Source organism: Mycobacterium sp. NGS45 (assembly GCF_059812645.1).
This window is the reverse complement of sequence record NZ_JCALDB010000022.1, coordinates 82,334-93,403: the sequence shown is the minus strand read 5'-3', so window position 1 is coordinate 93,403 and position 11,070 is coordinate 82,334. Positions and strand designations below refer to the sequence as shown.

Sequence of the window (11,070 nt, the reverse complement as noted above, 5' to 3'; positions counted from 1 at the left end):
CGGGTCGGGGCGGCCACGCTGTGGCTTTCGCTGATCGTGCTGCTTCCGCTGGCGGCGATCCTGTGGCAGTCCGCCAAGGGGGGCTGGGCGGCCTTCTGGCTGGCGGTCACCTCCAACGCCGCGGTGGAGGCGTTGCGCGTCACGGTGACCGTGTCGATCGCCGTCACCGTGATCAACGCGGTGTTCGGGCTGCTGGTGGCCTGGGTGCTGACCCGCGACGACTTTCCGGGCAAGCGGTTGGTCGACACCGTGATCGACCTGCCGTTCGCGTTGCCGACCATCGTCGCGAGCCTGGTGATGTTGGCGCTGTACGGTCCGGCCAGCCCGGTCGGGCTGCAACTGCAGCACACCAAGTGGGGTATCGGGGTGGCGCTGCTGTTCGTCACGCTGCCGTTCGTGGTGCGCTCGGTGCAACCGGTGCTGCTCGAGCTCGATCAAGAAGTCGAACAGGCCGCCGCCTCATTGGGCGCCAACAACGCCACCATTTTCTTCAAGGTGGTGTTGCCCTCGCTGCTGCCCGCGCTGCTGTCCGGGGCCGGGTTGGCGTTCTCCCGCGCCATCGGTGAGTACGGCTCGGTGGTACTGATCGGTGGTGCGGTGCCCGGCGAGACCGAGGTGTCCTCGCAGTGGATCCGAACCCTGATCGAGAACGACGACCGAACCGGTGCGGCCGCTATTTCCATCGTGCTGCTGACCATCTCGTTCATCGTGCTGTTCATCCTGCGGGCGGTGGGAGCGCGCGCGGCCAAGCGTGAGGAACAGTCCCGATGACGCTCTCGCCGGCCGTGCGCTACCTGCTGCGCTATCTGGCGTTGGCCTACGTCGGTGTGCTGGTGGTGGTGCCGGTCGGGCTGATCCTGTGGCGCACCTTCGAACCGGGCATCGGCACGTTCTTCGGCTCGATCACCACCCCGGCCGCGATCTCGGCGCTGCAGCTGTCGCTGCTGGTGGTCGCGATCGTGGTGCCGCTCAACGTGTTGTTCGGTGTCCCTACCGCATTGGTGTTGGCGCGCAACAAGTTCCGCGGTAAGAGCCTGCTGCAGGCGATCATCGACCTGCCGTTCGCGGTGTCCCCGGTGGTGGTCGGTGTGGCATTGATCCTGCTCTGGGGCTCCAACGGGCTGTTCGGTTTCGTGGAGAACGACTTCGGCCTCAAGATCATCTTCGGTCTGCCCGGCATCGTGCTGGCCAGCATCTTCGTCACGGTGCCGTTCGTGATCCGCGAGGTCGAACCGGTGCTGCACGAGCTGGGCACCGACCAGGAGGAGGCCTCCGCCACGCTGGGGGCCAAGTGGTGGCAGACGTTCTGGCGGATCACGCTGCCGTCGATCCGGTGGGGTCTGACCTACGGCGTGGTGCTGACCGTGGCCCGCACGCTCGGCGAATTCGGCGCGGTGATCATGGTGTCGTCGAACCTGCCGGGCAGCTCGCAGACGTTGACCCTGCTGGTCGCGGACCGCTACAGCCGCGGCAACGAGTACGGCGCCTACGCGGTTTCGACATTGTTGATGACGGTTGCCGTGCTGGTGCTCGTCGCACAGGTGCTGCTGGAGGCCCGCCGGTCCAAGGCCGCCCAGGAATGACCTCTTCGAGGAGAAGGACGATATGACCAACGCCATCACAGTCACCGGTGCCAACAAGCACTACGGAGATTTCGCGGCCCTCGACAACGTCGACTTCGTGGTGCCGTCCGGTTCGCTGACTGCGCTGCTGGGGCCCAGCGGCTCGGGCAAGTCCACGCTGCTGCGCGCCATCGCCGGCCTGGATCAGCCGGACACCGGAACCATCACGATCAATGGCCGCGATGTCACCAACGTTCCGCCGCAGAAACGCGGAATCGGTTTCGTATTCCAGCATTACGCTGCCTTCAAGCACCTGACGGTGCGCGACAACGTGGCGTTCGGGCTCAAGATTCGCAAGAAGCCCAAAGCCGAGATCACGGCCAAGGTCGACGAACTGCTCGAGATCGTCGGGTTGGCGGGCTTCCACAAGCGTTACCCCAACCAACTCTCCGGCGGGCAGCGCCAGCGGATGGCGCTGGCCCGCGCGCTGGCCGTCGATCCCGAAGTGTTGCTGCTCGACGAGCCGTTCGGCGCCCTGGACGCCAAGGTGCGCGAGGATCTGCGGGCCTGGCTGCGCCGTCTGCACGACGAAGTGCACGTCACCACGGTGCTGGTCACCCACGATCAGGCCGAGGCACTCGACGTCGCCGACCGGATCGCGGTGCTCAACAAGGGCCGGGTCGAGCAGGTCGGATCACCGAACCAGGTGTACGACGCGCCGGCCAACGCGTTCGTGATGTCGTTCCTCGGCACCGTGTCGGCGCTGAACGGAATCCTGGTGCGCCCGCACGACATTCGCGTGGGTCGCAACCCCGACCTGGCGATTGCGGCCGGCGACGGCACCGCCGAGTCCGCCGGGGTGACCAAGGCGACCGTGGACCGCGTGGTCTACCTCGGGTTCGAGGTGCGGGTCGAGTTGACCAGCGCCAGCACCGGAGCACCGTTCACCGCGCAGATCACCCGCGGTGACGCCGAAGCGCTGGGCATCAAGGCGGGGGAGACGGTATACGTGCGAGCCACCCGGATTCCGCCGATCGCCGGTGCCCCGCAGGAAGTGCCGCAACCCGCCGACGACGCCGCGGTGTCGGCCACGGCCGGCTGAAAATCCGCTGCCCGAACAGCTCTGGTCGGTTAGGGTCGTTCGCCGTGGGCACGGTGCGAGAATTGGGACCAGACGAAACCGCGGCGGCAGCAGCGGCGCTGCTGGAGTTGCGGCCGCGCTGGCAGACCGCGGCCGCGCTGGTGGAGTTCGTCGACACCGTGCTGCGGCCGGACGGTTACCGGCTGCTGGGTGCCTTCGAGGACGGATCCGAAATCGCCGCGGCCGCACTGGGATTCCGGGAGAGCCACAACACCGCCTGGCGGCACTTCGTCTACGTGGACGACCTCGGCACGCTACCGGACGCACGCGGCCGCGGGCATGCGGCAGCGCTGCTGGACTGGGTGTTCGACGAGGCGCGCCGGCTGGGTTGTGAAGCGGTGCATCTGGATTCCGGTGTCGGGCCCGAGCGGGCGGCTGCCCACCGGCTCTACATGAGTCGGCACATGCGGATTTCCTCGCACCACTTCCAGGCGCAGCTGGACGACTGACCCAGCTGCTTCAGGCCAGTGCCAGGAACAGCTTCTCGAGTTCGTCGACGGCCATCGGCTCGTTGCCGTCGGCGTCCTGACCGGCGATGCATTCCCGCAGTCCGGTGGCCACGATCTTGAATCCGGCACGGTCGAGCGCACGGGACACCGCGGCGAGTTGGGTCACCACGTCCTTGCAGTCGCGGCCCTGTTCGATCATCGAGATCACACCGGCGAGCTGACCCTGTGCGCGACGCAGCCGGTTCAGCACCGCGTCGATGGCTTCCTGGTCACCGACCATGTTGCCGCCCTTTCGGTTCGGAGTCTGCGCTGACGTCCAGTGTACCCGTGGGGGTATATTTCCGATGCGGATCGGGCTGCGCCGGCCGGCTCAGGCCAGGCCCTTGAGCATCAGATTCCAGTACAGCAGCGGCAGGCCGTGCTTCTTCAGATACCAGTACGCGCGGTGCGGTTTGACCGGGTCGAGCAGCGGCAGCGACGGGCGCAACTGCATCGAGTAGTCGAACTCGGCCAGCAGCATGTCGCGCGACGAGGTCACGATCGGGCAGGAGGCGTACCCGTCGTAGGCACCGGTCAACGGCCGGCCGTCGAGCAACGCGTCGATGTTCTCCACCACCGCCGGGGCCTGCTTGCGAATGGCCGCACCGGTCTTCGAGTTCGGCGAGGATCCGGCGTCGCCGAGGGCGAACACGTTCGGGTAGCGCACATGCTGCATGGTGTGCTTGTCGATGTCGACGTAACCTTTGGCGTCACCGGTGGACAGCGCACTGCTCTTGATCCAGTCCGGCGCCGACTGATGCGGCGTCACGTGCATGACGTCGTAGGGCAGCGTGGTGTCGCTGCCGCCGTCGGCCACCGCGGCCACGGTCACCTTGCGCGAGGCCGGGTCCACCGCGCGCACCTCGGAATTGGTGTGCAAGGTGATGCCGTAGTCGGCGATGATCTTGTCCAGGCTGTCGGCGATCGCCGGGATACCGAAGACCCGCGGAGTGGGCACCACCAGGTGCACGTCGATGTTGTCCAGCACACCGGTGCGCCGCCAATGGTCACAGGCCAGGTAGGCGATCTTCTGCGGCGCGCCCGCGCACTTGATCGGACCGGACGGCATGGTGAACACCGCGCTGCCCGAACGGGTGTTTCGAATGAAGTTCCAGGTCAGCGGCGCCAGATCGAAGGTGTAGTTCGACGACACGCCATCGATGCCGAGGGTCTGCTGCAGGCCTTCGGTCTGATCCCAGTCCAGCTGGATGCCCGGACACACCACCAGCACGTCGTAGCCGTACTGGGTGCCGTCGCTGCAGGTGACGGTGTTGGTGTCGGGATCGATACCGGTCACGGAGTTCTTGATCCAGGTGGTGCCGGCGGGCATCACCGAAGCCTCCGGGCGCGCGGTCTTGTCGACGTCGGCCTGACCGCCGCCGACCAGCGTCCACAGCGGCTGGTAGTAGTGCACCTCGGCCGGTTCGATCACCGCGACGTCGGTGTACTTCTTGCGCAGCAGCCGGGCTGCCACGCTGATCCCGGCGCTGCCGCCGCCGATGATCAGGACCTGGTGCTTGTGCTGAGGGGTCATTCGCGCTGGATCTCTTTCCTTCGGCCAGGGTGCACGCGGGCGATGACGCGCCGCCGCGCGGCGGGCATTTCCCGCGAGTAGACCATCGTCGGCCGGTCCAGGTCCAATTCAGCACCGCAATTCAGGTGGCCGACCGGACCAGGATATACCCCTTGGGGTATAGCTTGCAGCGGCTCGGACCGGTGCCGGTGATCCGGGCCGGGCGATCAGGCCGCGAAGCCGGCGCGGTGGGTGGCCAGCGCTTCCTCGTAGCGGTCCAGCACGGTCGCGGCCAGGAGCCGGTGCGGTCCCAGCGGCTCGGCCATCGGGATCTGCTGGGTGCGCGCGTAGCCGGCCACCCGATCGGTGATCCGGCCGTGCGCCAGGAACCAGGGCGCGATCACGAACCGGGTCGCGCCGCGGCGGCGCAGCGCGTCGACCGCGTCGGGCACCGACGGTCCCTGATCGGTGGCGAACCCCAACTCCACGCCGGCCCACCGGGTGCCTTCGGCCAACCGGTCGGCGAGCGCCGCGGTGTGCGCATTGGCCACCGGATGCGAAGAGCCGACGCCGGTGAACACCACACCGAGCTGCGCGTCGAACCGCGAAACCCCAAGGGCGCTGAGCCTTTCCCGGACCACCTGCAGCAGCCGGGGGTCATCGCCGAGCACATCGGCCTGGCACACCTGCGCGCCGGAGGCGGTGATCAGCTCCGGGATGTCGATGCGCGCGTGGTAGGCGCGGGCCAGCAGGAGCGGCACCACCACGGTCGGGGTGGCGGCGCCCAGCGTGGGCAGCACGTCGGCCAGGTTGGGCGAGTTCTGCTCGCAGAACGCCACCAGCACCTCGGTGTCGGGCAGCAGCCGGCGCAAATGCCCGGCGACGGCGTGCGCATTGGCCGACGAGCGCGGGTCAGCGCTGCCGTGCGCGGTCAGCACGAGGGTCACGACGCGTGCAGCCCGCATTCGGTCTTGGCCTGCCCCGCCCAGCGTCCGCTGCGCGGGTCCGCGCCCGGCGCCGGCTTGCTGGTGCACGGTGCGCAACCGATCGACGGATAGCCCTCGTCGATCAGCGGGTTCACCAGGATCCCGTTGTTGTCGATGTAGTCCTGCATCTGCTCATCGGTCCAGGCGGCGATCGGGTTGATCTTGACCAGGCCGAAGGCCTCGTCGTAGCTGATCAGCGGCGCATTGGCGCGGGTGGGGGCCTCCACCCGGCGGATCCCGGTGACCCAGGCCGCGTACGGGCGCAGGGCCTTGGACAGCGGTTCCACCTTGCGCATCCGGCAGCACGCCGCGGCGTCCCGGGCGAACAGGTCCTTGCCGTGCAGTTGGTCCTGCTCGGCCACGGTGTGCTCGGGCGTCACGTTGACGATGTTGACCCCGTACACCATCTCCACGGCGTCGCGGGTGCCGATCGTCTCGGCGAAGTGGTAGCCGGTGTCCAGGAACAGCACGTCGACACCCGGACGCACCTTGGCGGCCATCTCGACCAGCACGCCGTCCTGCATGTTGGCGGCCACCACGTACCCGGACTTGACCCCGTCGGGGTCGCCGGTCGGCCCGCCGAACATCTCGTCGGTCCAGCGCAGCAGCTCCTCGGCGCCGGCCCCGTCGAGTTCGGCGGCGCCGCGCTGTGCCAGTGCGCGCAGATCGGTCTCGGTTGGTGCGGTTGAACCCACTGTGCTCACCTCAAGTCGGCGTCGTCGGCCCGGATGGCCCACTGTGCGAAACGCTCGCCGTCCTCACGTTGTTTCACGAAGTTGCGCACCACGCGGTCGATGTAGTCGACCAGCTCGGTGGCCAGCACCTTGTGCTGGCGCAACTTGCGACCGAATCCGCTGTCCAGGCCGAGGCTGCCACCCAGATGCACCTGGAAGCCCTCCTCGGGGCCGTTGCCCTCGTCGACCATCTGGCCCTTGAAGCCGATATCGGCGACCTGGATGCGCGCGCACGAGTTGGGGCAGCCGTTGAGGTTGACGGTGACCGGTACGTCCAGTTCGGCGTTCAGGTCGCCGAGCCGCGCCTCCAGCTCGGGCACCAGGTGCTGGGCACGGCCGCGGGTGTCGGCGAAGCTCAGCTTGCAGTACTCGATCCCGGTGCAGGCCATCAGGTTTCGTCGCCAGTGCGACGGGCGGGTATCCAGGCCCAGGGCGTCCAGGCCGTCGCGCAGCGCGTCCAGCTTGTCGTCGGGGACGTCGAGGATGATCAGCTTCTGATAGGCGGTCAGCCGCGCCCGGTCCGAGCCGGCGGCCTCCATCAGGTCGGCCACCTTGGTCAAGATGGTGCCCGAGACCCGGCCTGCGATCGCGCTGGCCCCGACGGCGTTGAGGCCGTTGCGGATCTTCTGCACGCCCACGTGGTCCACGGTGTGCGGCACCTGCTCGGGTGCGGGGCCGTCGATCAGCTTGCGGTTCAGGTATTCGGTTTCCAGAACTTCCCGGAACTTCTCCACGCCCCAGTCCTTGACCAGGAACTTCAGCCGTGCCTTGGAGCGCAGCCGGCGGTAGCCGTAGTCGCGGAAGACCGAGGTGATGCCCTCCCAGACGTCGGCCACCTCGTCGAGCGGGACCCACACGCCGAGCCGCTGGGCCAGCATCGGGTTGGTGGACAGCCCGCCGCCGACCCAGACGTCCAGGCCCGGGCCGTGCTCGGGATGGTTGACGCCGATGAACGAGACGTCGTTGATCTCGTGGGCCACGTCCTGCAGGCCCGAGATCGCGGTCTTGTACTTGCGCGGCAGGTTGGAGAATGCCGGGTTGCCGATGTAGCGCTCTTCGATCGCGCGCAACGCCGGGGTGGGGTCGAGGACCTCGACCAGCGAATCGCCGGCCAGCGGCGAGCCCAGCATGCCGCGCGGGCAGTCGCCGCAGGCTTCCATGGTCTGCAGGCCGACCTCGTCGAGCCGGCGCCAGATCTCCGGGATGTCCTCGATCCGCAGCCAGTGGTACTGCAGGTTCTCCCGGTCGGTGATGTCGGCGCTGTCGCGGGCGAAGTCGACCGAGATCTGGCCCAGGGTGCGCACGGCCTGCGCCGAGAGCGCCTTGCCGTCGGTGCGCACCCGCATCATGAAGTACTTGGCTTCCAGCAGGTCGGCATTGTCGTCGCCGGTGAAGGTGCCGTCGTAGCCCTCGGTGCGCTGGGTGTACAGGCCCATCCAGCGGAACCGGCCGCGCAGGTCGTCGATGGCGATCGAGTCGAAACCCTGCTTGGAGTAGACGTCGAGGATGCGTTGCCGCACGTTGAGGGCGTCGTCCTGCTGCTTGAAGGTCTCGGGGTGATTCAGCGGCTCCCGATTGCCCAGCGCCCACTGGCCTTCATCGCGGGTCTTCGCGGCACGAGCGGGCTTGACTGGTGTCTCGGTCATCAACACTCCTCATCGTAAGGAGCCAGCCGATCGGATCGCGCACTTCCACCGGGGGCCGTTCCGGCGGCGCAGATCCGGTGGCCAGCTGAAATCAGGTGGGCAAGGTCTACGGCGTCAGGGCAGACAGCAACAGCTACAGACGCGCTTGAAATCGACGTGCCGACGCGCCACCAGCGAAACGCGCTGGGTCTGGCTGCGAACGGTCATCACGCGGCCATTCTGCCATGGAACCCCCTGTACCACCCAATCCGCGCAAAGAGTTCGACGCACGGTGAACAAAATCTCATCCGGGCCGGCTGCGCGGGATCTCTCGAGCTGGGAGTCGCGGATGCGCTCTGGGAGACTCGAGGGGTGCAGTTGCCCGAGTTCACCCTGACCCCCGGCGGGGCGTTCGGCATCTATCTGCACGTACCGTTCTGTGCCAGCCGCTGCGGGTACTGCGATTTCAACACCTACACCCCGGCTGAGCTGGGCGGCGACCGCGCCGCGCGGTTGGGTACCGACCCGCAGAGCTGGTTGGCCGCGGTGCGCACCGAGCTGGCGTTGGCGGCCGAGTTGCTGCCGGAGCCCACCGTGCACACCGTGTTCGTGGGCGGCGGCACGCCGTCGCTGCTGGGTGGGGACGGCCTGGCCGCGGTGCTCGACGCCGTGCGTGCCGAGTTCCGCCTGGCCGCAGACGCCGAGGTGACCACCGAGTCGAACCCGGAGTCCACCGCACCGGAGTTCTTCGAGAAGATCCGGGCCGCCGGCTACACCCGGGTGTCGCTGGGCATGCAGTCGGCGGCTCCGGGCGTGCTGGCCGTGCTGGACCGGGTGCACTCGCCGGGGCGTGCGCTCGCTGCCGTCGGCGAAGCGTTGGCGGCCGGGTTCGAGCACGTCAGCCTGGACCTGATCTACGGCACACCGGGGGAGAGCGACGACGATCTACGGCGCTCCCTGGACGTCGCATTGGACACCGGAGTCGACCACCTGTCGGCGTACGCGCTGGTGGTCGAGGACGGCACCGCGCTGGCCCGCCGGGTGCGCCGCGGTGAGCTGCCCGAACCCGACGACGACGTGCTGGCGCACCGCTACGAGTTGCTCGACGGCTGGCTGCGGGCAGCCGGGTTCGACTGGTACGAGGTGTCCAACTGGGCCCGGCCCGGTGGCGAATGCCGGCACAACCTCGGCTACTGGAACGGTGGCCAGTGGTGGGGCGTCGGTCCCGGCGCGCACGGCTTCCTGGGCTCGACCCGCTGGTGGAATGTCAAGCATCCCAACGGTTATGCCGAGACATTGGCGCGCGGACAGCTGCCGGTAGCCGGTTTCGAGGTGCTCGATGCCGAACAGCGGCACACCGAGGAGGTGCTGCTCGGCGTGCGGCTGCGGGACGGTCTGCCGGTCGCGGTGCTCACCGACGCCGAACGCGAACGCGCCGAAACCGTGCTGGCCGACGGGCTGTTGCGCGCCGACGCGGATCGGTTGGTGCTCACCGACCGCGGCCGGCTGCTGGCCGACGGCGTGGTGCGCACCCTGCTCGGCTAGCTCTCATTCATTTAGTACTGAGGTAGCGACTTCGGGCCGAAACACCTACCTGGAGTCCAACTGAACGTGTTGCATTTCGGCGCGACAGCCCGGCCTTGCAAAGGTTAGGCTACGGTTACCTGCGTGCCTCCTACGGTGAGTTTTCAGACAGGGGTGACGATCGCCCTTCCGGTCGGTGTCCACCCGGCCGAGATCGCCGCCGAGCTTGCCGCCCGACTTCCCGAGCAGCTCGACGAGGAATACCTGGTCTACGAGCAGGACGGCGAGTGGACGCTGGCCTTCGGTGTGCTGGCCCGACTCGAGCTCGACAGCGACGAACTGCGGGTCGCCCGGGACGGCGCCACCGCGCGGCAGAGCTGGTCCGGTTCGCCCGGTGCGGTGCTGGGCAGCGCGATCGATCGGATGCTGCTCGACGGCAGCGAAGCCTTCGGCTGGGTGGCCTTCGAGTTCGGCGCCTACCGGCACGGGCTGGCCGACCGGGTGCCGGCGGGTACGCCGCTGGCCCGGGTGTTCTGGCCGCGCACCCGGATCGTGGTCGGCGCCGACGGAATCCAGGTGATCGACGGCGACGACGAACACCTCGCGGTGGTCCGCGCGCTGGTGGCCGAGGGCGTGCCACCGGCCCGGTCGCCGCGCGCGATCGAGATCCGCGACGACACCACCAACTACCGCGACCGGGTGGTGGCGGCCATCGCCGAAATCTCCGACGGCCGCTACGACAAGGTCATCTTGTCCCGCCGGTTGGATCTGCCGTTTGCGCTGGACTTCTGCGACACCTACCGCAAGGCCCGACTGCGTAACACCCCAGCGCGGTCATTCTTGTTGCGGCTCAGTGGTGTCCGGGCGGTCGGATTCAGTCCGGAGCTGGTTGCAGCAGTCCGCGACGACGGCACCGTGGTCACCGAGCCGCTGGCCGGCACCCGGGCCTTCGGCCGCGGTGAAGTCGCCGACCGCAACGCGCGCGGCGATCTGGAGTCCAACCCCAAAGAGATCGTCGAGCACGCGATCTCGGTGCGTACCTCGCTGCAGGAGATCGGCGAGGTGGTCGAACCCGGCACCGCCGTGGTGCGGGACTTCATGACCGTGCGCGAGCGCGGCAGCGTGCAGCACCTCGGATCGACGGTGACCGGCGTGCTCGACGACGACAGCGATCGGATGGACGCGCTGGAGGCGTTGTTCCCGGCCGTCACCGCCTCCGGTATCCCGAAAGCCCCCGGTGTCGAGGCCATCCTGCGGCTGGATCAAACCCCACGCGGACTGTATTCCGGTGCCGTGGTCCGCTTTTCGCCCGGCGGCGGGATGGACGCCGCGCTGGTACTGCGGGCCGCCTACGAACACGACGGCCAGACCTGGCTGCGGGCCGGCGCCGGGATCATCGAAAGCTCCACGCCGGAACGGGAATTCGAAGAGACCTGCGAGAAGCTCAGCACGCTGGCGCCCTACCTGGTGGCCCGCGACTGAGCCAGCGCCCCTCGG

The 11,070-nt window shown here is 68.3% G+C and carries 12 protein-coding genes; 6 read left to right on the top strand and 6 right to left on the bottom strand.

Going from position 1 to position 11,070, the window contains the following annotated elements:
• The 4 genes from cysT to AC5Y3P_RS18640 all read left to right on the top strand — a co-directional run.
• A partial coding sequence (cysT, locus tag AC5Y3P_RS18655; protein WP_500047413.1) for a sulfate ABC transporter permease subunit CysT occupies nucleotides 1-771 on the top strand: 771 nt, incomplete at its 5' end.
• Nucleotides 768-1,583 carry a sulfate ABC transporter permease subunit CysW gene (gene cysW / locus AC5Y3P_RS18650; protein ID WP_500047412.1) on the top strand — a complete coding sequence of 272 codons (816 nt, stop codon included), beginning with the start codon at nucleotides 768-770 and terminating at the stop codon, nucleotides 1,581-1,583. The genes cysT and cysW, both read left to right, overlap by 4 nt.
• A gap of 22 nt (nucleotides 1,584-1,605) precedes the next feature.
• On the top strand, nucleotides 1,606-2,664 hold the full coding sequence (locus tag AC5Y3P_RS18645; protein ID WP_500047411.1) for a sulfate/molybdate ABC transporter ATP-binding protein: 1,059 nt from the start codon (nucleotides 1,606-1,608) through the stop codon (nucleotides 2,662-2,664).
• 53 nt (nucleotides 2,665-2,717) lie between these two features.
• Nucleotides 2,718-3,152 carry a GNAT family N-acetyltransferase gene (locus AC5Y3P_RS18640; protein ID WP_500047419.1) on the top strand — a complete coding sequence of 145 codons (435 nt, stop codon included), beginning with the start codon at nucleotides 2,718-2,720 and terminating at the stop codon, nucleotides 3,150-3,152.
• Between the two features lie 10 nt (nucleotides 3,153-3,162).
• Here AC5Y3P_RS18640 and AC5Y3P_RS18635 read toward each other — a convergent pair whose 3' ends face one another.
• The 6 genes from AC5Y3P_RS18635 to AC5Y3P_RS18610 all read right to left on the bottom strand — a co-directional run bounded on the left by AC5Y3P_RS18635 (nucleotide 3,163) and on the right by AC5Y3P_RS18610 (nucleotide 8,277).
• Nucleotides 3,163-3,432, bottom strand: a complete 270-nt coding sequence (locus AC5Y3P_RS18635) for a metal-sensitive transcriptional regulator (RefSeq protein ID WP_500047410.1) — start codon at nucleotides 3,430-3,432, stop codon at nucleotides 3,163-3,165.
• A 90-nt stretch (nucleotides 3,433-3,522) separates the two neighbouring features.
• Nucleotides 3,523-4,725, bottom strand: a complete 1,203-nt coding sequence (locus tag AC5Y3P_RS18630; RefSeq protein WP_500047409.1) for an NAD(P)/FAD-dependent oxidoreductase — start codon at nucleotides 4,723-4,725, stop codon at nucleotides 3,523-3,525.
• A gap of 206 nt (nucleotides 4,726-4,931) precedes the next feature.
• On the bottom strand, nucleotides 4,932-5,669 hold the full coding sequence (locus AC5Y3P_RS18625) for a sirohydrochlorin chelatase (protein ID WP_500047408.1): 738 nt from the start codon (nucleotides 5,667-5,669) through the stop codon (nucleotides 4,932-4,934).
• Nucleotides 5,648-6,385 (bottom strand): phosphoadenylyl-sulfate reductase, encoded by a 738-nt coding sequence (locus AC5Y3P_RS18620; protein WP_500047407.1) that lies wholly within the window; start codon nucleotides 6,383-6,385, stop codon nucleotides 5,648-5,650. Before AC5Y3P_RS18620 ends, AC5Y3P_RS18625 begins: the two co-directional genes overlap by 22 nt.
• Before the next feature lie 5 nt (nucleotides 6,386-6,390).
• Entirely contained in the window at nucleotides 6,391-8,070 is a 1,680-nt protein-coding gene (locus AC5Y3P_RS18615; RefSeq protein ID WP_500047406.1) for a nitrite/sulfite reductase, read from the bottom strand.
• A gap of 114 nt (nucleotides 8,071-8,184) precedes the next feature.
• Nucleotides 8,185-8,277: an Ms4527A family Cys-rich leader peptide gene (locus AC5Y3P_RS18610; protein ID WP_500047405.1), complete on the bottom strand. Its 93-nt coding sequence runs from the start codon at nucleotides 8,275-8,277 to the stop codon at nucleotides 8,185-8,187.
• 144 nt (nucleotides 8,278-8,421) lie between these two features.
• Here AC5Y3P_RS18610 and hemW point away from each other — a divergent pair, with 144 nt between their 5' ends.
• Nucleotides 8,422-9,594, top strand: coding sequence for a radical SAM family heme chaperone HemW (hemW, locus tag AC5Y3P_RS18605; protein ID WP_500047404.1), 1,173 nt, complete (start codon nucleotides 8,422-8,424; stop codon nucleotides 9,592-9,594).
• Between the two features lie 135 nt (nucleotides 9,595-9,729).
• Nucleotides 9,730-11,055 carry a salicylate synthase gene (locus AC5Y3P_RS18600; RefSeq protein ID WP_500047403.1) on the top strand — a complete coding sequence of 442 codons (1,326 nt, stop codon included), beginning with the start codon at nucleotides 9,730-9,732 and terminating at the stop codon, nucleotides 11,053-11,055.
• The last annotated feature ends 15 nt before the right edge of the window (nucleotides 11,056-11,070 follow it).